Genomic DNA, 23362 nt, shown 5'->3' on the forward strand with positions numbered 1-23362 from the left:
CAGTAACTATTACATTGAGGTCAAGCAAAGGCAAAGTTATAATATAACTATAGGACTATGAAAAGAGGCTAACTGTAATGGACAAAAAACAATTAGGATTAAGGATCGATTCAGATTGGACGTTCAACGTGAACACTCAAATCCGAGAACAGTTGAGGTGCAAGATGGCGGCAGGGGAACTTCAACTCGGGGATATGCTGCCATCGGCCAGTCAGTTGGCTGACGAACTGGGAGTAAACCGAAATACAATCAATCTTGTATATAATCAGCTGCGTGACGAGGGCTTTGTAACCATGAATAAAGGACGTGGAACGCAGATTACACAGAAAGCCGCACAGCTTCGGAAGGAATCTGCTGCACAGTTGAAACTTATTGAAGAAACCGTTCAACGGGCAAAAAACGAAGGGCATGATTTGCAGTCATTTTTTACGATGGGATTTAGTTACATGATGATGCAGCAGGAGTCCTCCTCAGCGTTCACGGCTAATATTCTTCTGATCGAGTGCAAGGGACATGACCACTTTTTTTACAGCCGTGCGATTGAACAAGCTGCCGGTGGGAATGTGAAAACGGTGTTTCTGGAAGACCTTCCCGAGGCATCGGGGATTCGCGACATTCTTCAAGGTATCGATGTCGTAGTGACAACGCTAAATCATGCCAGCGAGGTAAGACGTAAATTTTCGGCGTTCGACTGCAGGATCGTTGTAATCGGAGCAGATGCTAAGCCTTCGATACTGGTGGAGTTAGCCGGATTGGAACGAGGCACTCATGTCGCCTTTGCATGCCTAGGCAAAACAGGAGGAGAATGGATGGCAGAACGGGTCAAAGAAGCAGGAATCCACCACCTGAGTATGGAGACGATTGGATGGAAAGAAGAAGATCACAGCCAAACCTCTTTAGATCAAGTAGATCGGATCTATGCCTCTGATGCAGTATTTCAGGAGTTATATAAGTTGGCTCCCGATAAAGTCACGATGTATCCAATGAAGCTTGAGCAAAGCAGTGAGAATTTATTGCAAAATATGATCTTGTAACAAGCTGTGACTTTGCATGAGGGTCTTTACGTTATAGGAATCGGGATTACGCTTTATCTTTATAAAAAGGCGAGGAGTGAGTAAATTTGCTGAAAGAATATGCCGGGTATCTGTTGGTCCACTTTATCGGAGAAGGGCCGGATGGCGAACAAGTTTATTTTTCATACAGCGAAGACGGCCTGCATTTTCGCGACTTGAACGGAGGAGAGCCTGTCTTGAGATCGGGTTTGGGCGAAAAAGGCATTCGAGATCCTTTTCTTGTCCGTTCGCCGAAAGAAGGCAAGTTTTACCTCATCGCCACCGATCTGCGGATTGGCAGCGGACGCAGCTGGCTGTCCGCCGTAGAGGAAGGCAGCAGAGATATCATTGTCTGGGAATCGTCCAATCTGACGAACTGGTCTGCGCCGTGGTCAGTAACCTGCGAAGTGCCGGACGCAGGCTGCGTCTGGGCGCCGGAAGCCGTGTACGACGAGGAGACGGACGATTTTCTGGTGTTCTGGGCGTCCGCGACACGGGAGCCGCACGAACAGAAGCGCAAACATAAGATTTACAGTTCCCGAACCCGGGATTTCCGCAGCTTTACAACGCCGGAAAAGTACATCGAGCGAGACAACGACATTATCGATACGACAATCATCAAGAGTGAGGATGCATATTACCGGTATTCAAAAGACGAAACAACCAAAAGCATTCGGGTTGAACGCGGCAGCAGCTTGAGCAAGGATGCTTTCGTTGATATGGACGCGCCATCCCTGGAATCGATTCTAGGACTGGAAGGTCCCCAGATTTACAAATTCAATGACCGGGAAGAATGGTGCCTGATCGTGGACCGCTTTGCAGAGGGAAAAGGCTATCTTCCTCTGCTGACATCCAATTTGGATAAGGGGAAGTTCCGCTTCGTCAAGGAAGGCGAATTCAATCTGGGCCGGACGCAAAAGCGCCATGGCAGTGTGCTGAACATCACGAATGTAGAAGCAGCACGCTTGCTGGAAACTTACGGAATCGATTGAGTTACTTAGTGGGGGCATCTGCATGAATGTCCTGGCGCCGGGAGAAGAAGTTTAAGCGTTTCATAGTAGGGATGCATATGCAGAAAGGAAGGAATCGCATTGACCGCTCCACATACACCGTCCGGAAAATTATATACGTCAAATCTCCCGGGACTGAAAAAGCTGAAAACGCAGGCCGCCCGGCTGCTGATTACGAGGGCGGGAGCAGAGATCTCGAATGTCGAGCCTGTCCGAGCGCTATCTCCTTCGCCCGAGCTGTTCTATACGTATCTGGACGAATGGAGGGACCGTCCGGACAAAAGCTGGTGGCCCGAGTACGAGAGGCGTTTTGGGCGGGAATTAGAAAGTCAGGAGAAGCTGACCGCTTTGCGAGACGTGTATAAAAGGCTTCTGAAAGGACAAGATGTGGTGCTGATCTGCTTCTGTAAAGATCACCGTTACTGTCATCGCAGACTGGTTGGAGAATTTTTCTCGGAGTATGGCGTACAAGCCGAAGAATTGAACCCGGTTACGGTAGAGCAGATCGATTTATTCTAAATAGAGTGCTTTAACGGCGGCTAACTTTTATCAATAGAAGACTCAATAAGCCTTTTAAAATCTTCGACGTTCATATTCTGTATCTTGTCTTGAAAACTGGCTGTTCCGTTATCCGTATTCGCCTCGTAATATATCTGATTATTTTCATTAATCGCAAATCTTCCTTGATACACGCCTCTTGTAACAAAAGCTTCTTCGGAAACGACAGGCCCTTCGTACTTAATCATAAACAAAATAAAGCGGTTGCTGTCCTGGGCAGGCTGCATATGAAAAGAAGCAACATCTAAAAGATCAATCCTGGTATTTAAATAACTGCGATCTCCGCTGATCACATCTGTCACGGCTGCAGAAGAGAGAATGAATTCAGCTCCTTCGTAGTCGAATTTCTCGGTTTTTCCATCCAGTACGACTTCTGCGATAAGTTGAGAGGAGTTTGCCAACGATTCCAAAGTAGAGAAGTGTTCGGCCAGCTCCATTGTCGAATCCCCTGCTGCATCCTGAGACTCATCTTGGGCGGCATAGTCCATGAGCGCTTCGGAAGAAGTATTTTTGGGACCTTGAACTTCAGTTCTGTTGACCGAAGGATTCTGATCGGAGCAGCCCAATACGGATAAGCTCAACAACATGACGCTTCCGGCTGCAAGGATTTTTTTCATGTGTATGGGTCTCCTTTTCGATAGCTTTAAGGGTGGTTAGTATTGTTGTGCTGTTGTCTGGATCAGGATAGGTTTAACGCCGACCGAGCTGTCTTTCAGAAGCTGTTAGAGCAAGAGTTATCCTTCTAACGATGTAACAACATAAAAAGTTTGCTGTTTAGGCGTATTCAGACGTTAAAGTATAATATGAATAACGATGGAAAGTTCGAGAGTGTTATTTTGCTAGGAACAATCCGAGTTAAACTAACCGCCGTCATGCTCCGAACCAAATATGACTGGAAAATCGACGAGGTTCGTTGGACAATGCTGTGAAGAACGCAATACTTTATTCAGGGGAGGAAATGCTTTGATCTACGTCGCACTGCTGCGGGGAATCAATGTCGGCGGCAATAACAAAGTTGACATGAAGACGCTCAAAACCACATTCGAACGTGCAGGCATGAAGAACGTCAAAACGTACATCAACTCCGGCAACATTGTATTCGTGAACGATAGTCTTCCCCAGATCGAATTGTCAGGCGTGCTGGAAGCTGCGATCGAAGCCGACTTTGGACTGCGTATCCGTGTCCTCGTCCGCAGCTTGGAGGAGATGGAGACAATCGCTGGAATGCTGCCGGACGAATGGAGCAACGACGGGCAGATGAAAAGCGATGTTTTCTTTCTGTGGGACGAGGTGGAGGAAGCTGCCGTCCCTTCGGCTCTTCCGCTGACTCCGGGAATCGGAACGCTGCTGTTCGCACCGCATGCGGTGCTGTTCGCAGTGGATCGCGCCGACGCCGGACGCAGCGGAATGAACAAGCTGATCGGCAGCAAGCTGTATGCGCAGATGACCGTCCGTAATGTGAATACGACGCGGAAGATCTTGAAGCTGATGCGAGAGCTGTTGTGAACTCATACCGAAGCTGATACGCCGAAAAACCCAATCTCGGAAGAAAGGGTTTCTCGATCATAGAAATCTTCAGCCTGCCTGGGATACAGCGCAGGCTTTATTTATTTTGCCGGTCCCCGCCAATTGGAGCGGTACATCAGATACAGGAAATAGGGTGTGCCGATCAGGGAAATCAGCAGACCGGAAGGAATCTCAGTTGGTGCCATGACCGTTCGGCCGATCGTGTCAGCCAAAACCAGCATGACGGCACCAGCCAGCCCGGAAAGGAAGATGGAGCGGCGCAGATGCGGACCGGTTAGGATGCGGACCATATGCGGTGCAATCAGTCCGATGAAGCCGACCGTACCGACACAGGCGACCGCGCCGGCAGCCAGCAGTACGCCGGCTGTCATTGCGAGCAAACGGGTGCGTCGTACCGACAGGCCAAGTCCGGCTGCGCTCTGGTCGTCAAACACGAGCAGTTCGAAGCGCCGGGCCAGCCGCCACGCCAGCGGCAGCAGCACGACGAGGAATGCGGCGATGATCTTCACATCGTCCCAACTGCGAGCGTAGGTGCTGCCCGTCAGCCAGATATACCCGCTGCTGCCGTAGATCGCGCCGCGTACGATTAGCACCTGAATACCCGCGCCCGCAGCAGCGGATACGGCGATGCCGAGTAGGATCACGACGGACGGATTCAGTCCTTTGCGCCAAGCCAGAGAGAAGACGATAACAGCGGCCAATCCGGCGCCGACAATCGCAGCCAGCGGCAGCATATAAATCGGCTGTCCCGGCCAGGCGATAAGTACCAGCATGGCGCCGAATCCCGCGCCCGAAGATACGCCGACAATCGACGCATCGGCCAGCGGATTGCGTACCGCCATCTGAATCAGCACGCCGCTGATCGCCATCGCCATGCCGGCACCGGCTGCGACAAGCGTGCGCGGAATACGCAGCTCGATCATTGCCGAGTAGGCGCCGTCCGGCGTGAACAGGCTGGGCAGCAGGTCGGCCAGCGGAATGCGCATGCCGCCGAACATCGTGCTCAGGAGCACGAGCAGAACGGCCAGCACGCTGAACAGAATCGCCAGACGGCGATAAGACCAACGCTGTGTCCGCACCCCCGTGCTCATCGAGGAAGAAGCTCCCGTGCCGCTCATTTTCATTCGGGTCAGCACAAGCCAGATCAGCCATGGAGCGCCGATAATCGCCATAACAGCACCGGTGGGCAGCTGCATACTGGAATTGTGAACCATCTTGGCCAGTACGTCCGCGCCGATCAGCAGCGCCGCGCCCCAGATGAAGGCAGCCGGAAGCAGCCAGCCGTTCTTGCGCAGTCCGCTGAGTCGAACAAGATGGGGAGCGACTAGACCGACAAAGCCGATCGGACCGACTACGCTGACGATAATGGCAGCCAGCAGCACCGATATTAGCAGGCCGGCCGCCCGGGCGCCGCCTACACGCTGACCGAGCGAAGAAGCGGTGGATTCATCAAGTTCCAGCATGTCCCACTGCCGGGACAGCAGCAGCGCACCCAGCATCAATCCGGCAACCCAGGGCCAGGCGTACTGAACGCCGCTCCAGTCGTTCTGCACCAGCGAACCGGCGCCCCACAGAAATAGCGTCTGGGTCTTCATGGAGAAGAAAATATGCAGAGCGCTCGTGAACGAACCGAGCACCATGGAGATAATCAGGCCGGACAGCGCGAGGCGAACCGGATTGGAGCGGCGTCCGCCGCCCATGAAATAAGCGGCCGCTGCCGCGAACATTCCACCCATCGCCGCGAAGAGGAACGGCGACTTGGCGAGTACGCCGGGGAACAGTACCGAGCCCAGCACAACGACAAAATAAGCGCCGGCATTGACGCCAAGCGTATCCGAAGCGGCCAGCGGATTGCGGGTAATCGTCTGCAGCAGTGCGCCGGCCACAGCCAGTGCGCCTCCAGCGCACAAACCGATCATCGTACGCGGCATGCGGAGGTCCCAGATCATATTATGTTCAAGCGTATCTTGTCTGGCCGTCAGAGCTTCGATCACCGTATGCAGCGGAATATCGGCTTCGCCGTAGCACAAACTTATAAAAAAAAGCACGATGAGAGCAGCAAGGCCGCCCCCATAGATGCTTAATGTACGCCAGTTATAAACCGAACGGGCAGCCCGGAGCCGGATCGTACTCATTTCACGATAGCTCCGACAACGCCGTCAACGAGCACTTTCGACGATACCGGACCGCCGAATGTCCAGAGCGTGCTGTCGAGCGGATAAACCCGTTTTTCTTTGACAAAGTTCAGGCCGTTCCATACCGTATTGTCCGCCATGGCCGTTCCGAAGATTTCATCGTCCGGCTGCGTAATATAGAGGAAGTTGGTGTCCTGAACTTCTTTCAGAGCTTCAATGCCTACCGTCGAAAATCCGTAAGATTCCATCTTCTCCGGCTGCCAGTCGTTGATCAATCCGACTTTGGCGAGCGTACCTGCAACGACGGAATTATCCGAGAACATCCGCAGGGTAGCTGCATTCTGCGAGGTAAAGGCTTGAGTCAGCGCATAGTGGAAATCAGATTTGCCTGCAGCTTCGAGTTTCTGCTTGGCGTCGGCGTAATGCTGGTCCAGATCGGACAGCACTTTCTTCGCCTGATCTTCCCTGCCTACGGCACCTGCAATTCGATTGAATGTTTCTTCCATCCGTTCATAGCTGTAGCCGTCGCCGCTGTAGAGATCGAACTGGATCGTCGGTGCAATATTTTGAAGCTGCTTGTAGAGCTTGTTATCTTCGGTTGCGTTGGCAATGATCAGATCGGGCTTCAAGGAAGCGATCGTCTCGAGGTTCGGTTCGCCGCGCATTCCTACATCGGTCACGCCGTCGTCCAGCGCGGCTTCGGAAGTGATGTACTGCTTATACTGGACATTATCGGCATTGCCGACCGGCTGCACTCCGAGCGCGATCAAGTTTTCCGTATACGTCCATTCCAACGATACGACGCGTTCGGCCGGCTTATCGAGCGTCACATCTTCGCCGTCGTGTTTGATCGTAATCGGACCGGCTGCCTGGGCTTCGCTACCCGTATTTGCTTGAGTTGAAGGTACAGTTGCAGCGGTGGATGATCCTGCGGAAGAACCGCACCCCGCGAGCGTCATCGTAAAAGCGGACAAGAGCAGCATGTGTTTCCAACCTTTTTTGATCAATGAAGTTCTCCCCTTATTATGTATGATGAAAACAATATGATAATGATAATCGTTATCATTTAATGATTATGCGTCAGATTTTTATTTTTGTCAACGGAAGTTGTGAGGGCGAATTTTGATTTATAGCGAATCCTTCAAGGAATAGGTTTCCTGCTCCATATTACACAAGCAGACGCTGGCACCCAAAATATATTTAAAAATATGATAAAAGGTGAGGGGAATGGAGTAACGACTGCGTCTAATCCCTAGACTGCAGCAGCGGTACACCATTATAAATGATAAAGGGGATTCCAGTTATGAAAAAACGTTCTGTTCTTCTGTTGGCATTGGCAATCGGACTTCCGTTCGGCGGAGTCGCAAGCTATACCGATTCTCCTGTTCATGCGGCGGAGAGCAAGCAGGCTCTGTCACTTGCAGGAGGAGCGACTTATTACGGACAGGTCAAGAACGGTCTGCCTGATGGAAGAGGCACAATCAAATGGCCGGGTGGCAAGACTTACTCGGGAAGTTTTGTGAACGGCAAACGATCGGGAACAGGAAAGTACATCAACGATTACTTGGATAACCGTTCAAAATATCGGATCAAACAGGTGTACACCGGTTCTTGGAGCAACGATCGGATGAATGGAGCAGGAACCTGGACGGAGAAGCGTTCCCAGAGCAATGGACATGTCGTCTCAAATGAAATCCAGACCGGTACATTTAAAAATAATACGCTGGCGAGCGGTTACGATGTTCTTCATGCCGAAGCGGATCCGGAATACAGCTTCACTTATCGGACGGACGGTATGAACTTCAATATTCTTGGACATAATAAAAATTTGGTTTCGTTATGGAAACAAGGGAGTCTTTTCAATGTGACTTACCAGAAGGGAGCCGTATCGCGCAATTATTCGATCTTCCCAGAAGATTCCGCCAAGTTGGAGCGTGAACGTCAATCATCGCTTAAGTACCTGCAGAGCATTACGGGACAAGTGACGCCGCATTTGAAAAAGTTCGAACAGCTCTCCAAACAGGTGCCTCTCAAATAGAGAAATAGAAAGAGAGTATAGAAAGAAATATAAAAGACGGCCGAATTGGGAATTTTCCCGTTCGGCCGTCTTTTTGTTTATACGCACCAGGACGATGGCTGATTAAAAACAGAGGACCTTTTTCAAGAGGACCTTTTTCAAAAGAAATGAATCAGTTGTCTCCGCTCAATTCCCGGTCTCCAAGTTCTTGAATAGGTCGATGATTGTCAGGGAAAAGTTTGGCGAAGAGGTCGATCTGGGCTTGCGACAGTTCGATTGGCTCTTCAAGTACACTCCAGTTCACATGCTCCGTGCAGGGAGGCGTAGTGAGGGAGCCGTCGTAATGCACGGAATGCAGATCCTGCGGCAGGAGAGCATTTAGGTCGATCGGCGAATCCAACGGAACCGCTTCTTCGCTCTCCTCTTCAGGGAGGTGAGACCACAGATACTTGTAGGCGGAATTCTCTTCACCCGGATTGATCAACACGCCGACAACGGCTTTTTCGCCTTTTTCATTCTCATGTACGAAATGGAGCTCCATTTCCGCATTCTTACCGTCAACCTGATGCTCGCTCGGATGGTGGAAATGGAACTGCAGCAGCTTATACTTTTCGCCGTCCAACGTCATATAGTGATCGCCGCCGGTTACGTTGACCTGGATCGTGTGACCATTGTTAATAACGGAAGCATCGGACAGTTTGCCGTAATGCGGTTCGATGGGCTTGCTTTCACCCGAGCGTACGATTTGGGTGTGGTCGATGTTGACCGGCGATTGGGAAGCTCCGGTTGCACATACGCCAAATTCGTCCTCCAGCTCTGCCCAGTGATCGGGACCCGTCTCCTCATCGTAAGACCAGTGAGGGGCTGCGGCATGGGAAGCTTCTGCTTTGCCCGATGAAGTTGAACCTGAAGCAGCAGGAGCTGCAGCAGAATCTGCGGAGTTTTCGGAAACGTCGGCAGGTGCGGCTGTATTTTGTCCGCAGGCCGATAGGACGAGCATAGCGGCAAGCGCCGCAGTAAAGCCTATAGTTTTGCGTGTCATCATTAACCTTCTTTCTCTGAAATAATAAGCAGCAAAACCTATTTTAACACTAGGGAATGATAAAAAACCATGTTTTATTATATAAAAATAAACACAGTACATTTTTATATATGAATAGTATCATAAAAAGATGTTCACTCTTCAAGCGTCCAATGATGAATATCTCTTTAAGCGCAGTTGTAAAAGGGTCGGATTAGTTATAGAGCAAGTGAATTTACAGGATCAGTTAGCAAAAAGGAGCATAGGGCCGGACTTTTACGCCTCGGTCCGCTGAGTTACTCTGGGCTTTGCTAGGGCATATATGACCTGCGAGAGGCCTACTGAGCCATGTTGGGCATAGGCCTGCTTTCCCGTATAATGATAAACATTACGTCGGATGTTACGTTGCTCTTGCAGCTGTTGCTCATACAGATCGTACACATTTCTGACGTTGGACATCAAATTACGGAGAGGATGAAGACAATTGAGTTATACGGAAGTACTGGAACGTAAAAGCGAACTTTTGAAGAAGACGGTCGAGAACTGGATTTTGAAAGAGAATCGCGACGGACTGAACCGTCAGGAAGCCCATATTTACCGGAATATGCTCAAAGAACTTCATCAGAACGAACAGGAATTGAACACGGTGCGCGGAGAAGATATTGAGAAGCAGTCTGATTCTGATGAAGCAGAAGAGCGCGTGTCCGTCAGTCAGACATCGGCGCAGAGCGTATAATTTAAGAACATGGATTGAAGGATAAACAGCAGCTGGAAAGAACGCAGAAAAAGCCGCTTGTCTTCGCATCATGCGAAGGCAAGCGGCTTTTTCTGCGCGGATTCAATCCGAAATGATCCAAAATGATCCAAAATACAAAGAAGAGATACCCACTGGATGTCTCTTCAAAATTCGTTATTACAGTTCTTGTCCAGTTTCATATGAAGAATCAGAAACAGGTTTCCCTGATTGTCCGCCGCTGCAATACGCAGACTGCGGTTCATTAGTTTCAAGCCTCCTGATCAAAATTTTGATCTTCGATTCCTCCGCTTTCGGTAAGCTCTTCCGCATGCGAGACTCGGTTCCGGCCCTCGTGTTTGGAACGGTACAGGGCAAGGTCGGCTCGCTCCAGAAGAGACTCTTCTGTGGAATCCGGCAGGGAGGTAGCAATGCCAATGCTGACGGTTATCCGGTGCGGTCCCAGAGGTGTGTTTTCGATTGTCACGCGAATACGTTCTGCCGCTTCACTGGCTTCGGTGCGTCCGAAAGCGGGGAGCAGCACAACGAATTCTTCGCCGCCAAAACGGGCACAAATACTGTGCGGGCCTGCTGTTTGACGAAGCAATCGTGCCAGTTCGATCAGTACGAAATCACCGACGGGATGACCGTATGTGTCGTTGATGTTCTTGAAAAAGTCGATATCGACAATCAGCAAGGACAGATGTTCGCCGCTGCTTCGGCAGGCAAGCAGTTCGCCGCGCAGACAATCCTGGAAAAAGCGGCGATTGTGCAGTCCGGTCAGTGGGTCTGTCGAAGCCAACGTTTCCAGAGTGCGATTCATCTCCAACAGAGCTTTCTGTTTAAGCTCGTATTCCGCATGCAGTTTTTCCAACTGTTTGTTCATTTCATTTGTGGCTTCGTACAATTTCTCAATCTCATTCTTGCTGCGCAGCGCATCTTTCTCGTATTCCAGCCGCTTGCGCATAACAAGCGCCATACAGTCGATTACTACTTCCCCTTCCAGCTCCCGGCGAACGCCGTTCAGCAGGACGGGAACACTTTGGTTATCCGCTGTGCGAAAAGCAAAGTACATTTCGTCTACACGTTTATGCATGTGGATGTGCGGATAGAAATACGTATGAAAAAACATTTTGTTGATTGAGGACATAACAGATTCGATATGTTTTCCAACCAGCTGTTCAGTCTCTTCGAGACCGAGCATATCCAAAAAGGTACGATTGACCGACTGGACAAATCCTGCTTCCGAGATCGAGAAATATCCGCCGGGCACACGGTCCAGTTGAGTATTCATGAGGTAACTGCCTTTCTTCCGGGCTTTCAGAGACCGGTTAGATATTGATCAATCCGTTCGAACGTTTCATCCGGCTGGCTTAGTTGAGGATAATGTCCCTTGGCTGTCATCTGGTTCAATGTACTGCGCTGAAGATGTTGGTGCAAATAATCGCCGACCTCGAGAGGCGCGATACTGTCTTCGGCACATTGCAGAATAAGCGAAGGAACATTGACGTCGGATAATATGCCGCGGCAGTCGCAGTAGAACGTCACTTCAGCAAATTGGCGCGCGATGCGCGGATCGCGCGAAGCAAACTGCTGCTCCAATTCCTCGACAAGTTCCTTACGCTCCGAATTCTGCATAGCTACAGGAGCCATATAACTGGCCCAGCCGCTAAAGTTAAGCTGCATCATCTCCAGCAGTTCATCGATATCCTCGCGGTCGAATCCACCGTAATATTCCGGCAGGTCGTTCAGGTAACGGGGCGAGGGACCGACCATGACAAGACGGCTGAAGAATTCCGGGTTACGGATAGAAGCAATTGCGCCAATCATGCTGCTCACTGAGTGTCCAACGAATATGGAATCTTTTAACTCCAACTCTTCCATAACGTCCAGCAGATCATCAGCATACCCCTGCAGGGTGCCATATTTAATCGGATCGTATTGATCCAGCTGCGATTTCCCCGAACCAACATAGTCAAACAATACGACGCGATAACGGTCGGCAAAACGTGGAGCCACGAGCTTCCACATTTCCTGATCGCAGCCGAATCCATGGCCAAAGACGATCGTGCGGCTTCCACTGCCAAGTATCGTAACATGATTGCGCTCCAGAATATTCATCGTCATTTGCCTCCATGATTTTAAGTTTGCAGATACAATTGTAGGTTTGGAGAATGGTCATTTCATAAATGTAAGGCTAATAATTCTATATAATGTCCCATAAACGGGTTTTAAGCTTTAAGCGACTTTCTGCTTATTATAGCGAACAATGTCGAATTATAGACAAAAAAACTTGGGATTGGCATATGAAATTCAAGAAATCTTTTTGGAGATACCTTTTTATTGAAAAATGATTAAATTTGCCGAAAAAGTATCAATAACCGTTTTTATGTTTTTTGGAACGCTAATCTTTACACAATTAAACAAAAATCATAGTCTTGCTCTAATAAGTTAACGGGAAACGGGCGATAAAAGTAATAGATGTTAGACGAAAAGATGGAGGTAGAACATGCGAAAAGAAAAGAAGGCCAAGCGGCTGATCTGGATTCCCGCACTGGCTTCACTGCTGATCCTGGGAGCATGCGGCTCGCAGCAATCTTCGACGGCTGCAGCTGAAGGTCCTGCGGAGATCGGAGTCGTACTGTCTGATGTGGGACTTGGTGACCAATCGTACAGTGATGCGGCGTTTCGAGGCTTGGTAAAAGCTCGGGATGCGGAGAATGTATTGTTCGACTATAGGGAGATTGGGCAGACCGGCACTTATGACGAAGCGTTCAAGCAGCTTATCGAGGGCAATAACGAATTGATTATCGGGCTCGGTTATATGGTCAAAGAAAGTCTTGAAGCGGCTGCCAAAGAGCATCCGGACCAGCAATTTTTGATCGTCGACGATACATCGGAGCTGCCTAATGTCGCTTCCATTACCTTCAAGGAGGAAGAAGGCAGTTATCTTGCAGGAGCTTTGGCAGCGATGACATCCGAGAGCGGACATGTTGGTTTCGTAGGAGGCATGGAGTCGGATTTGTTGAAAAAATTCCAAGCTGGCTATGAGCAGGGCGTAAAGGCAATCAATCCGGAAGCCGATGTCAAAACGGTATACGCTGGCGACTTCGGCAAGCCTGAATTGGGCGCATCAATCACCGAATCCATGATAGAGAATGACAATATCGATGTTGTGTACACAGCTGCGGGTCTTACCGGCGTAGGCGCCCTGCAGGAAGCGGAAAAGCGGGGCAAATATGCGATTGGCGTAGACAGTGACCAATTTTTCATTGCCGAGAACGCGGTCATATCTTCCATGGTCAAAAATGTGGACAATGCAATTTACAGCGCGGTTAAAACCTTCAATGACAATGACGGCAAGTTTCCTGAAAAGGACATGGTGTTCGGTCTGAAAGGAGAAGGCGTAGGTCTTGCTCCGATTCGCATCGTGAACTTGACTCCCGAGCAGCAGACACGTATAGACGGGCTGACTCAAGATCTGATCTCGGGCAAGATTACTATTCAGCTTCCCTAAAACCGGACGGAGGTAAAACGAATGAAATTACAGGGCAAACTGCTCCTTAACGCCATGATCTCGCTTGCGGCTTCGCTGGCGTTGGTCGGCTATATTATTTTCCAACTGCTTCAGATCAATTCACAAAACCAAACGATTGTTCCGGATATGCTGAATGTACAGCAGCTCAGCGCCGATCTGGGTGGACTGAGTCAATCGCTGGACAGCTACTCTTTCTCGATGACCGAGAGCAACAAGGCAGAAGTAGCCGGTCATCTGGAAACGGTCAAGGCAACGCTTGGTCTGCTGACGAACAGCCAAGAAACGAGTCTCGATACGGAAGAGCAGCGTCGATGGTTGACTTCAATTGATGCCAAATTCAATGAGCTATCCGAAGAATCGCTGCAGGCGCTGAACAGTCAGGACAGCCCGGAAGCGAAGCGTCAAGCGGCACGTATTCAAGGGATTCAGAACGATGCTTATCGACTCGATATTCTGACGAAAAAGCATTATGAGGCTTATACGTCGGATTTGACAACAAGCATTACCTTGACTTGGCAGATCGCTCTGGCCGGCGCAGTGCTGCTGTTGATCGCACTCGGCTGGTTCAATGTGAATTTTGCACGGAGACTGGCACGGAGAACCCGGACCATGAAAGATGCGGCCGTACGGATCGCGGACGGAGATCTCAGTCTGCATCTTAAGAAGTCCAAAGGGCGGGATGAACTGGATGAGCTGAACAATGCCTTTGCCGTAATGGTCGACAACTTGCGCGGAATCGTGCGTTCGATTGAGAACAGCGGAGGAGTATTGGATCGGGTTACCGGAGAACTGGACGAGCAGAACGATAAAATGCAGGAAATCGTCTCCCAAGTGGCGACTTCAACCGAAGAGCTTGCGATCGGCAGTCAGCGCATTGCCGAAGATTTGGGTCATACGGTAGAGGTTGTCGACGGTATGCAGCGTAACTTCGAACTCAATTTGTCCGAAACGGTGCAATCTTCTTCCGCTACGGAAGAGGCGCTCCGATTTGTCGAGCATGGTGAATCCGTTATGCGGGAACAGCTCCGGATTACGAGTGTCAATCGTTCTGCGATGGCCGGAGTCGAGCAGACAGTGCGTGAGCTGGAGGCAAGTGCAGAACGTATTGCCACAATGACGGAGCAGGTGGCACAAATTGCCAAGCAGACGACGATGCTTTCGCTTAATGCTTCGATTGAAGCGGCACGTGCCGGAGAGGCCGGAAAAGGCTTTGCTGTTGTCGCAGGCGAAGTGAACAAGCTGGCGGATCAATCCGATTCCGCCGCTCGCGAAATTTTTGCCGCGGTTGAAGAAATATCGAGCGCCATGACCCGGGTCAAAGGTTCGGTTGAACAGAGTTTGGACCTATTCCGGGAACAGGAAGAAGCTTCCACTGTCACGGAGGAATCGTTCGCTTCGATCAGCGCGCAGGTTCGCCAGATTGCCGGCAGTGTCGGCAAGCTGACTGAAGATATGGAACAATCCCGCCGACTGAGCGTGGACGTTCAATCCGCGATCGAGAGTATCAGTGCTGTGACCGAGCAATCCGCAGCAGGCAGCGAAGAAATTACCGCTTCCACCGAAGAACAGAAACGGTCGTTCGAGGAAATCAGCGGCAAGGTCAAGGAACTGCTTCAAGTTCGTGAAGAAATGCAGCGCGAACTGGGACGATTTAAGCTGGATGCCTAGATGAATTCAAGAATTGACTCGGATAGCAACAAGGAGCCAATCATCCAAAAACGGACAAGCCATTCTTAATGGTTTGTCCGTTTTTTTTGTCTATCAAATACTTCTATAAAAAAGTAAGTGAAAGGTATTGTCGGAGTGATAATACTATGTTATGATTCGTTCATAACAAAAAGTTAGTTAATTTAAAAATTAAACTTAAAAGAAAAGAGTGTTTACCATCTGGAAATTCACGTCGGCCTTTCCTTATTTCAAGTTCTCAAAAACACTTAAATTTCAGGAGGAATTTATGATGAAAAAGCTTAATATCGGAATTATTCTTGGAAGTACTCGCGAAGGGCGTCTTAGCCCTCAGGTCGGTGAATGGGTCCTGCGCATTGCCGAAGAGCGCGGAGATGCCAATTACGAAATTGTCGATATTGCGGACTATAAGCTGCCGCTGCTCGGCGAAGCCGATGCTTCGGAACAGGCGGCCGCATGGAATACAAAGTTAGCTGAATTGGACGGATTTGTATTCATCGTTCAAGAGTATAACCACAGCATTTCCGCTTCACTGAAAAACGCATTAGATTATGCCCGTGAAGCCTGGAACAATAAATCTGCCGGGATCGTCAGTTACGGTTCGGTAGGCGGAGCACGCGCGGCAGAACATCTGCGCGGCATTATGGGCGAACTGTCCATTGCCGATGTCCGTGTTCATCCCGCGCTGTCATTGTTCACCGACTTCGAGAACGGCTCGGTATTCAAGCCGGCGGATCTGCACTTGGTGAACCTGAACGGTATGCTCGATCAGGTGCTGGCTTGGGGCGGGGCGCTCAAGACGCTTCGAGAACCGGCTGCCGCCGTATTATAACTGTGCGATCAGCAGGCCCGGTCCGTCATTGGATCGGGCTTTTTATTTGCTTCACTGTGAATCTGACTTTCCTGATACGAAAAAACCCGCTTCTCTGTATGGAGAAAGCGGGTTTTTTCGTTTTGCAGTATTGCTGCCATCTATACCGGTTTTACTGCACAGCGTTTTTGCGCCCGCGAATCCGGTTGATTAAGAAAGTGATTGCGAATACGGCAACCAGAATGATAAAGAACATTTCATGGCTCATCTCGTAAATCTTAGCTGTGCTGAGAATCATTTTAACACCGATAATAAAGATCAGAACAAAAGCCGCATTTTCAAGCTCTGGAACTTTGTCCATAAGCTTCAGAATAACGGTGGCAACCAGACGCATCATCAGAATGCCCAGCAGTCCGCCTGCAATCAGAATCCATGGATTTGGAGAAATGGCGAATGCGGCAAGAATGGAGTCGATCGAGAACGCGATATCCATCATTTCGACCGTAATAATTGTACGGACGAACAGGCTGAGACCAGTCTTGGCAAGCAGCTTCTGCAGTCCCGAATCTTCTTCGCCGTCTTCGCCATCTCCGCCGCTTCCTCTCGCTTTATCCCAGAAGTGCTTAATAGCAATCCAGAGCAGGTAGGCGGCACCAATATATTTGACCCATGCAATCTGAACGAGATAAATCCCGACCCCGATTGCGATAATCCGAAAGACATAAGCTCCCCATAATCCGTACAATAGCGCTTTTCGGCGCTGCTTTTCCGGAAGTTTGTTAACGATTGCGGCGAGAACAAGCGCGTTATCCGCCGACAACAAACCTTCGATAATAATCAGCGATAAAATAAATCCCCAGCCTTCAAGCGTACCGAACGCTTCAAGGAAGGTGCTCATTTCAAACAAATGGCTGTAGCCCATTTCCATTCGGTTACAATCCTTTCTGTATATATGTTATTAATTACACTTGCACTTTTGTAATACGAGGACTATACCATGAAGTTTCATGGATTTCAAAAAAACTTTTTGTTGAAGAAAGAAGCTCTAATTCCTTTCCTGTCGAAGCAAAATAAATGAATTCCAGCTTTGTGGACAACAAAGGAAGAAACAGATTCGATTCGCGGAGGAGCGGAGAAGGGTAACGGGTAGAAAGGCAATTAACAGGCTTAGAAGGGCGGCGGATCATAAATGAACCGAACGGCAATTCATACGATCGGCGGCACAAAATTCAATGTATCGGTGGAGGGGAAGGGCAGTCCGCTGATTCTTCTGCACGGTGCGTACTGCAATCTCGGCGTTTGGGATGAACATGTCGAGCTGCTGTCACGTAGTTTCACTGTTATCCGCTACGATCAGCGAGGATACGGACGGAGCGATGCCGTTACTGGGCCGTTTTCCCATTACCTCGATCTAAAAGCAATCCTTGATCATTTTGGGCTGCGCCGTGTTTCTATCGTCGGTTCCTGCAGCGGTGGAGGGATTGCTATCGATTTTGCGCTCGCTTATCCCGATTATGTCGAGCAGCTTGTACTGATCTCGCCTTCACTGAACGGAACGGCTCCGCCGCTTCGGCTGATCTGGGAGCGTATGAGCGACGCTTGGCGCGTCAAGCACATAGGAATCGAACGAGCCAGCGCCCGTTTTTTTCGCAGTCGCTACTGGAGACACACGGTGCCCCGGGGCCGAAGAGCACGTGCTCGTCTAAAGGAGATGTATCTGGCAAACGCCGTGCATTATCGCTCGCGTATGACGATGCAGCGTCCGCTTCTTCCCCTTGCCCGCAAACGGCTGCATGAGCTGGAGTGTCCGGTGTTGATTGTGGAGGGAGAATGGGATTCGCTTTTCAATCGGCAGATCTGCCGCTATTTGCGCAGCCAAATTCTGCACGCTTCGCTAATCCGTATGGAAGGCTGTGGACACTTTCCGCAGTTGGAACAGCCCCTCGAATTTTCGGCGATTGCATTGAGTGCACTGAAGGCGTCGACCTCCCGGCGTTAACACAATGGTCTGGACTGTCCTTCTTTTTGATAGGAGAAGACAAGGCAAATTTAAGGCAATGTGACCGGAAACGTTATAATGAAGCCCATTTTTGCCGATAGAAATCAGAGTGAGAGTAAATGAGGAGAACTTCAGGTTCTTGAGATTGACTCAGTTTCTGATGAAGGGAATGTTCCAAGTATGAAAAACAAGTTTATTCTTCCGCTTGTCCTGGCGCTGGCCGTCCCGCTTGGCGTATTCGGAACGACGGGAGTCGGAAGTTCTGCGGCGGAAGCCGCTTCGGCAAAAGAATGGGTGCAACTTTCTCCCCGTGCGACCTACTATGGTGAAGTGTCGAAAGGAAAGCCCAACGGACGGGGAACCATCAAATGGGGGAACAACAAGCAGTACTCCGGCACGTTCGTGAACGGCAAGCGCAGCGGCAAAGGTAAATATGTAAATACTTATCTTAATGATAAGACCGGGCTTCTGCACAAAGTCGTTTATAACGGCAGATGGAGCGGGGATATGATGAATGGGAACGGGACACGGACCGAGAAAGTTGTCGCTCTGGACGGGACCGTAGTATCAAACGGAATTCAGACAGGTACATTCAAAGCGAATGTTCTGAGCCGGGGCTATGATGTTGTACATGCGCTGGCCGATCCGGATTACAGCTTCTCGTATCGCGCTCCCAACTATCGTCTTAACATATTGGGCAGCAACATCAGCCTGCTTGAAGATTGGAAGACAGGAACATTGTTCGAAGTGGAATACCGCAAAGGCTCAATCAGCAAAAATTATTCAATCTTCCAAGGACGAACGGCGGAAGAGGAGAAAAAGCGGCTCGCTTCCTTACGATATTTGCGGAGTGTTACAAGTGAAATAACACCGATTCTGTGGCAGTTCAGAGCCATCTCGAAGCAGCTCGATTTAAAGTAGCATGCAGCAGTCGAATGACAGCTGTAATCGCAGTTGAATGAAAACTCTAATCTGGATATGCCGTTTTCCTTGGGGAAAGCGGCTTTTGTCATGCGATCTTATCCATAAAAGATCCGGAAAAAACAAAAAATTCCCTAGACCATGTCCGGGAATGGCTTCTTCTGATACAGGTTTGTGCAGATACGGATTACAGATGCAGAGTGCGGAGGTACAGGGGGGCGTGCGGGATACAGATGCAGGTGCGCCAGGCGCCTTATTGGGCCAGCGCTTCCTCTGTAATCCGTTTGATATCGACCGGTGACAGCGTCTCTTCGTTTACCATTTCCGGCAGAATATGATCCAGGAAATAGTCAACGCAGGTCAGCTTGATCCGTTTGATCTTAACCAGCGCGTTACGGTACATAACGACAAATTCTTTTTCCGTATTGCCTTTTTGCAGTTCAGCGAACGCTTCGTATACTTGGTCCATCTTGTCTGCAACTTCCAGGATTAATCCTTCAAGGGAGTCATCCTTGCCTTCGCGCAGCTGTCTCCGGAAAGTCGGTTTGAATTCCTCCGGGATATTTTCCTCGATAAAATGAGCGATCATGCCTTCCTCAACCTGCTGGATCAGCTGACGAAGCTCCGGCGATGAATGTTTGACCGGCGTTTTGATGTCTCCGATAAAAATTTCTCCGTAATCGTGGCTGCTTGTGATCTCGTAAAGCTTTTTCCAGTCGATCACGGCTCCGTTCTGTTCCTCAATATCAGCCAACGTCTTGGCATACTGTACCACTTTCCAGGAGTGCGCGGCCACGCTGTGTTGCTCAAATTTGAATTTGCCCGGGCAGCGGATGATGCGTTCCAACCCGTCGAGCGAGCGGAAGTAGCGATGAATTCCCATGTCTTTTCCTTCTTTCTCGGATGTAAGTAATTGAAAGTATAGAGTCGGGCACCCTCAGTATAACGATGTCATGTTCGGGGAAGGTCAACGCAGCGTCAAGCGGCAGTCAAAGATGCTGAATAAAATGGAGAAATAAAGCCGTTGAATGTAATTGAGGAATAAAAAAGCTCTGTCCGATTCGGCGTGTGTACAGGGCCGGAAATTCGAACAGAGCTTTTTGACAAATCAAAATTGTTGTTAGAAGTACAATTGGAAGCAGGAAGCAGGAAGCAGGAAGCAGGAAGCAGGAAGCAGGAAGCAGGAAGCAGGAAGCAGGAAGCAGGAAGCAGGAAGCAGGAAGCATGGTAGGCCGGATGAAGTTGAAGCTCTAAGAGTGAGCTCCGCGACGTTTCATATAATAGAACACGGGAAGTCCGATCAGTGTAATGCCTATGCCGATCAACGAGCGTCCCGGACTGTCGAGCAGTGTGCTGACGAGAATATACAGCCCGCCTGCAATACCGATGATTGGCGTAATCGGATACAGCGGTACCCGGTAGCGTCCCGGTTCCGTACCGATTTTGCGGCGGAGGATGAAGACACCGAATACACCGGCGGTGAAGAAGATCCACAGCACGAACACAAGCAGATCGGTGAGTGTATTGAAAGTACCCGAGAAAATATAGACGATCGCGAGCGCGGCTTGGAACATCAGCGCGTTCGCCGGTGTGCCGAAGCGCGGATGTATACGGCTCAAGAAAGCCGAGAAAGGCGCGATACCGCGCTCTCCCATTGCTTGAGGCACACGTGCGGCGGTCATGAGATAACCGTTCATCGCACCCAGTACCGACACGATGATGCCTGCCGTAATGAAGGCGCCGCCCCCGCTGCCGAGCAGCGCTTCTGCCGCATCCGCTCCGGGTGTAGGTGACGACATGATCTGATCGACCGGCAGGGTGTAAAAAATAGCGAGATTGAACAGAACATAGACGACAATGACAAAAGAAACGCCGATCAGAATGACTCTAGGGAGCGTCTTGGCCGGATTTTTCATTTCTCCAGCCATATTCGTGACACCGATCCAACCGTCGTACGCCCATAGTGTGCCGAGAATAGCTGCGCCGAAACCTGCCGCTCCCGCCGTTATTCCGGATACGCCGGCAAAGCCAGGCTGACTGCCGGACAGCAGGCCGAATGCCACAATGCCGATGACAGGGATCAGTTTGCCGGCCGTAGCCAGCAGTTGGATGATTCCGCCGTATTTCGTCGAAATGACATTCATCAGCAAAATGAACAGCAGGATGCCAACAGCGAGCAGTTTCTGCTGCGTGCCGTTCATCGGCAGGAAGTAACCGGAGTAAGAAGCAAAAGCGATTGCCAGCGCTGCCACTGACGCGGGATAGGCGATAACCGACTGCACCCAGCCAAGCAGAAAGCCGACAGCTTCGCCGTACAGATCTTCAAGGTAAGCGTACAGCCCGCCCGCTCTCGGAATGGCTGCGGCTATTTCCGCAATGGAAAGTGCGGAAGCAAGTGTAATGACGCCTCCGGCGATCCAGGCGAGGATGCTCATCCAGGGCGAACCCGCATTGGACAGCACGATCCCTGGCTTCAGAAAAATACCGGATCCGATGATCATCCCGACTACAATCGCCATCGCTTCAAGGAAGGTGATGGATTTTTTTAATTCGGAAGAAGCAGTTGAAGAAGGGTTGGACAAGACGTTCACATTTCCTTTCATATTTCGGTTAACGAATTTCTCTAAATGGCCTAAGCCCGACTGTTAAATCGGAAAACGGTCGGTTTCACCCTTTAAACCGTCAAAGTCCTATTTGCGCATGTATCCTTATTGTTGCGGATTTGCGGTGGAAGCAGGACGGCGACCCGATACATTTTAACACTTTTTTATTAAAACGAACATGACGTGTTATGAATATTTAAATGCACATGATCCATAGGCCCTCGAAAAAACAAACATCACCCCTAAATAATTTCCATTGTTTGCGTTTACAATACATTCCATAATAGCCGTAGCAAGAAGAATCCAACCATAACGAAGGGGAGGAAATACCTTGACACAGAGAAAAATGAAGTGGTTCGGACTGGCGATGACGAGCATTTTGGCAGTGAGCCTCAGTGCATGTGGAGGAGGCGGATCGGCAGCAACCAACGCCAGCGGAGGCGGAGCGTCGGCTGAACCGACAGGCGGAGACGGCTCCAAGTCTGCGGAAAATGTCACGATCACGTTCCAGAACATCTTCCCGGACGCAAGTGATCCAAAGAACAAAATGCTGAAGAAAATTGTGGCCCAGTACGAGAGCGAGAATCAGAACGTCAAGATCGAGCTGGATACGCTGAATACGGATCAGCAGAAGCTTAAGCTGAAGACGCAGGCCGCTTCGAAGGAAGTGCCGGATATTACGGTGGTCAATCCGGCTGCGCAGATGCAGCCGTTCGTCGACGCGGATCTCTTCGCTCCGCTGAACGACATGGTGGAAGAGAACGGTTTGAAAGACACATTCCAGTCAGGACTTCTCGATTACTACACGTTCGATGGCAATCTGTATGCACTGCCGGACGGCAACAATATCGGGGTTGTTTACTACAATAAGAAGCTGATGGAAGAAGGCGGCGTAGAAGTGCCGACGACTTTTGAAGAAATGATCGAAGCGGTCAAGACGCTGAAATCCAAAGGCATTCAGCCAATGGTTATCGGCGAAAAAGACAGTTGGACCGGCTCGTTCCTGTTCATGAACATTCTGCTGAGAACGAACGACGGGCCAGGCTTCCTGCAGGACGTGATGGACGGCAAGAAGACGTTCGAAGATCCGGCTTATGTGGAAGCGATTGCGGCTTTCCAAGAGCTGGTGCAGGCAGGCGCATTCCAGGACGGTGCAACATCGTTCGATTACAATGCGGGCGAGAATCTGTTCAAGACCGGAAAAGCAGCCATGTATTATATGGGCAGCTGGGCAACAGGTGGTATCGAGACTGCGGAAGTAAGCAAAGACGGCAACGTCGGCGTTTTCCAGTTCCCGACCGTAAACGGCAAGGGAGATCCGGATGAATTCATGCTGGCTCCTGGCAGCGCGTTCGCTATCTCCAAAGACAGCGAACATCTGGAAGAAACAAAAGATTTCCTCAATTACTTCATGCTGAAATTCCCTCAGGAAGCGTTTGACGTTAAGGGCGCGGTAGGGATTGCCCAGAACGTAGAGGGCGACTTCAAAGCCGCCGGATATTCCGATATGGCGATGGATGTACTGGATCTGTTCGAAAAGGTTAAAGGTGGAGACTTGGCATTCGATAACACAATGAACCCGGGCACGACACAGGCACACTTGTCAGGAACCCAGAGTCTCTTCGTAGAGCAGAAAGATCCTGCCGCCGTTGCCAAAGAGCAGCAGGCCGCCTATGAAGACAACAAATAACGACGGCATGCCGAACGGAAGCAGAAGGGGACCCACGGTCCCTTTCTGCTCGTCGGTGCCG

At 50.1% G+C, this 23362-nt stretch carries 21 protein-coding genes; 12 read left to right on the forward strand and 9 right to left on the reverse strand.

Features of this window, described 5'->3' with window-relative positions; all coding sequences use genetic code 11:
* Positions 1-77 precede the first annotated feature (77 nt).
* The 3 genes from F456_RS0118625 (at position 78) to F456_RS0118635 (ending at position 2581) form a co-directional block, all read left to right on the forward strand.
* A complete protein-coding gene (locus tag F456_RS0118625) occupies positions 78-1034 on the forward strand; it encodes a GntR family transcriptional regulator (protein WP_018978568.1) in 957 nt (318 codons plus the stop codon).
* An 86-nt stretch (positions 1035-1120) separates the two neighbouring features.
* On the forward strand, positions 1121-2044 hold the full coding sequence (locus F456_RS0118630; protein WP_018978569.1) for a glycoside hydrolase family 43 protein: 924 nt from the start codon (positions 1121-1123) through the stop codon (positions 2042-2044).
* 99 nt (positions 2045-2143) lie between these two features.
* A complete protein-coding gene (locus F456_RS0118635; RefSeq protein ID WP_018978570.1) occupies positions 2144-2581 on the forward strand; it encodes a DUF488 domain-containing protein in 438 nt (145 codons plus the stop codon).
* 20 nt (positions 2582-2601) lie between these two features.
* On the opposite strand, the gene F456_RS0118640 is transcribed toward F456_RS0118635, so the two are convergent.
* On the reverse strand, positions 2602-3237 hold the full coding sequence (locus F456_RS0118640; protein ID WP_018978571.1) for a hypothetical protein: 636 nt from the start codon (positions 3235-3237) through the stop codon (positions 2602-2604).
* Positions 3238-3583: 346 nt separating this feature from the next.
* On the opposite strand from F456_RS0118640, the gene F456_RS0118645 reads away from it, so the two are divergent.
* Positions 3584-4126 (forward strand): DUF1697 domain-containing protein, encoded by a 543-nt coding sequence (locus F456_RS0118645; protein ID WP_018978572.1) that lies wholly within the window; start codon positions 3584-3586, stop codon positions 4124-4126.
* Between the two features lie 101 nt (positions 4127-4227).
* Here F456_RS0118645 and F456_RS0118650 read toward each other — a convergent pair whose 3' ends face one another.
* Positions 4228-6282, reverse strand: coding sequence for an iron ABC transporter permease (locus tag F456_RS0118650; protein WP_018978573.1), 2055 nt, complete (start codon positions 6280-6282; stop codon positions 4228-4230).
* Positions 6279-7286 (reverse strand): ABC transporter substrate-binding protein, encoded by a 1008-nt coding sequence (locus tag F456_RS0118655; protein ID WP_026293981.1) that lies wholly within the window; start codon positions 7284-7286, stop codon positions 6279-6281. The genes F456_RS0118650 and F456_RS0118655 overlap by 4 nt, the downstream gene beginning before the upstream one ends.
* A gap of 299 nt (positions 7287-7585) precedes the next feature.
* On the opposite strand from F456_RS0118655, the gene F456_RS0118660 reads away from it, so the two are divergent.
* Positions 7586-8320 (forward strand): MORN repeat-containing protein, encoded by a 735-nt coding sequence (locus tag F456_RS0118660; protein WP_018978575.1) that lies wholly within the window; start codon positions 7586-7588, stop codon positions 8318-8320.
* Between the two features lie 151 nt (positions 8321-8471).
* On the opposite strand, the gene F456_RS0118665 is transcribed toward F456_RS0118660, so the two are convergent.
* On the reverse strand, positions 8472-9344 hold the full coding sequence (locus F456_RS0118665; RefSeq protein WP_040925384.1) for a carbonic anhydrase: 873 nt from the start codon (positions 9342-9344) through the stop codon (positions 8472-8474).
* 460 nt (positions 9345-9804) lie between these two features.
* On the opposite strand from F456_RS0118665, the gene F456_RS0118670 reads away from it, so the two are divergent.
* Positions 9805-10056: a hypothetical protein gene (locus tag F456_RS0118670; RefSeq protein WP_018978577.1), complete on the forward strand. Its 252-nt coding sequence runs from the start codon at positions 9805-9807 to the stop codon at positions 10054-10056.
* A 268-nt stretch (positions 10057-10324) separates the two neighbouring features.
* Here the strand turns inward: F456_RS0118670 and F456_RS0118685 are convergent, their stop codons facing one another.
* Positions 10325-11347: a sensor domain-containing diguanylate cyclase gene (locus tag F456_RS0118685; protein ID WP_018978580.1), complete on the reverse strand. Its 1023-nt coding sequence runs from the start codon at positions 11345-11347 to the stop codon at positions 10325-10327.
* A gap of 26 nt (positions 11348-11373) precedes the next feature.
* Positions 11374-12180, reverse strand: a complete 807-nt coding sequence (locus F456_RS0118690) for an alpha/beta fold hydrolase (RefSeq protein ID WP_026293982.1) — start codon at positions 12178-12180, stop codon at positions 11374-11376.
* A 382-nt stretch (positions 12181-12562) separates the two neighbouring features.
* On the opposite strand from F456_RS0118690, the gene F456_RS0118695 reads away from it, so the two are divergent.
* The 3 genes from F456_RS0118695 to F456_RS0118705 all read left to right on the forward strand — a co-directional run bounded on the left by F456_RS0118695 (position 12563) and on the right by F456_RS0118705 (position 16109).
* A complete protein-coding gene (locus F456_RS0118695) occupies positions 12563-13570 on the forward strand; it encodes a BMP family lipoprotein (RefSeq protein ID WP_018978582.1) in 1008 nt (335 codons plus the stop codon).
* Positions 13571-13591: 21 nt separating this feature from the next.
* Positions 13592-15259, forward strand: coding sequence for a methyl-accepting chemotaxis protein (locus F456_RS0118700; RefSeq protein ID WP_018978583.1), 1668 nt, complete (start codon positions 13592-13594; stop codon positions 15257-15259).
* A gap of 289 nt (positions 15260-15548) precedes the next feature.
* A complete protein-coding gene (locus F456_RS0118705) occupies positions 15549-16109 on the forward strand; it encodes an NADPH-dependent FMN reductase (protein ID WP_018978584.1) in 561 nt (186 codons plus the stop codon).
* Between the two features lie 151 nt (positions 16110-16260).
* On the opposite strand, the gene F456_RS0118710 is transcribed toward F456_RS0118705, so the two are convergent.
* Positions 16261-17016, reverse strand: coding sequence for a TerC family protein (locus F456_RS0118710; RefSeq protein ID WP_018978585.1), 756 nt, complete (start codon positions 17014-17016; stop codon positions 16261-16263).
* Between the two features lie 261 nt (positions 17017-17277).
* Here F456_RS0118710 and F456_RS23775 point away from each other — a divergent pair, with 261 nt between their 5' ends.
* Positions 17278-18087 carry an alpha/beta fold hydrolase gene (locus F456_RS23775; RefSeq protein ID WP_018978586.1) on the forward strand — a complete coding sequence of 270 codons (810 nt, stop codon included), beginning with the start codon at positions 17278-17280 and terminating at the stop codon, positions 18085-18087.
* A gap of 180 nt (positions 18088-18267) precedes the next feature.
* Positions 18268-19008 carry an MORN repeat-containing protein gene (locus F456_RS0118720; protein ID WP_018978587.1) on the forward strand — a complete coding sequence of 247 codons (741 nt, stop codon included), beginning with the start codon at positions 18268-18270 and terminating at the stop codon, positions 19006-19008.
* A gap of 253 nt (positions 19009-19261) precedes the next feature.
* Here the strand turns inward: F456_RS0118720 and F456_RS0118725 are convergent, their stop codons facing one another.
* Both F456_RS0118725 and F456_RS0118735 read right to left on the reverse strand, forming a co-directional pair.
* On the reverse strand, positions 19262-19891 hold the full coding sequence (locus F456_RS0118725; protein ID WP_018978588.1) for a YfbR-like 5'-deoxynucleotidase: 630 nt from the start codon (positions 19889-19891) through the stop codon (positions 19262-19264).
* 367 nt (positions 19892-20258) lie between these two features.
* The gene (locus F456_RS0118735) at positions 20259-21590 is read right to left on the reverse strand and encodes an APC family permease (protein ID WP_018978590.1); all 1332 of its coding nucleotides are present in this window, start codon (positions 21588-21590) and stop codon (positions 20259-20261) included.
* Between the two features lie 352 nt (positions 21591-21942).
* Between F456_RS0118735 and F456_RS0118740 the strand changes: the two genes are divergently transcribed.
* Entirely contained in the window at positions 21943-23301 is a 1359-nt protein-coding gene (locus tag F456_RS0118740; RefSeq protein ID WP_018978591.1) for an extracellular solute-binding protein, read from the forward strand.
* Positions 23302-23362: the final 61 nt, after the last annotated feature.

The sequence above is a fragment of the Saccharibacillus kuerlensis DSM 22868 genome, assembly GCF_000378145.1.
GTDB lineage: Bacteria > Bacillota > Bacilli > Paenibacillales > Paenibacillaceae > Saccharibacillus > Saccharibacillus kuerlensis.

Bases quoted from the DNA above. Each gene is read 5' to 3' on its own strand.
- F456_RS0118625 (WP_018978568.1), top strand. From the start codon at position 78: ATGGACAAAAAACAATTAGGATTAAGGATCGATTCAGATTGGACGTTC.
- F456_RS0118640 (WP_018978571.1), bottom strand. From the start codon at position 3,237: ATGAAAAAAATCCTTGCAGCCGGAAGCGTCATGTTGTTGAGCTTATCC.
- F456_RS0118650 (WP_018978573.1), bottom strand. From the start codon at position 6,282: ATGAGTACGATCCGGCTCCGGGCTGCCCGTTCGGTTTATAACTGGCGT.
- F456_RS0118660 (WP_018978575.1), top strand. From the start codon at position 7,586: ATGAAAAAACGTTCTGTTCTTCTGTTGGCATTGGCAATCGGACTTCCG.
- F456_RS0118665 (WP_040925384.1), bottom strand. From the start codon at position 9,344: ATGATGACACGCAAAACTATAGGCTTTACTGCGGCGCTTGCCGCTATG.
- F456_RS0118685 (WP_018978580.1), bottom strand. From the start codon at position 11,347: ATGAATACTCAACTGGACCGTGTGCCCGGCGGATATTTCTCGATCTCG.
- F456_RS0118690 (WP_026293982.1), bottom strand. From the start codon at position 12,180: ATGACGATGAATATTCTGGAGCGCAATCATGTTACGATACTTGGCAGT.
- F456_RS0118695 (WP_018978582.1), top strand. From the start codon at position 12,563: ATGCGAAAAGAAAAGAAGGCCAAGCGGCTGATCTGGATTCCCGCACTG.
- F456_RS0118700 (WP_018978583.1), top strand. From the start codon at position 13,592: ATGAAATTACAGGGCAAACTGCTCCTTAACGCCATGATCTCGCTTGCG.
- F456_RS0118705 (WP_018978584.1), top strand. From the start codon at position 15,549: ATGAAAAAGCTTAATATCGGAATTATTCTTGGAAGTACTCGCGAAGGG.
- F456_RS0118710 (WP_018978585.1), bottom strand. From the start codon at position 17,016: ATGGAAATGGGCTACAGCCATTTGTTTGAAATGAGCACCTTCCTTGAA.
- F456_RS23775 (WP_018978586.1), top strand. From the start codon at position 17,278: ATGAACCGAACGGCAATTCATACGATCGGCGGCACAAAATTCAATGTA.
- F456_RS0118720 (WP_018978587.1), top strand. From the start codon at position 18,268: ATGAAAAACAAGTTTATTCTTCCGCTTGTCCTGGCGCTGGCCGTCCCG.
- F456_RS0118725 (WP_018978588.1), bottom strand. From the start codon at position 19,891: ATGGGAATTCATCGCTACTTCCGCTCGCTCGACGGGTTGGAACGCATC.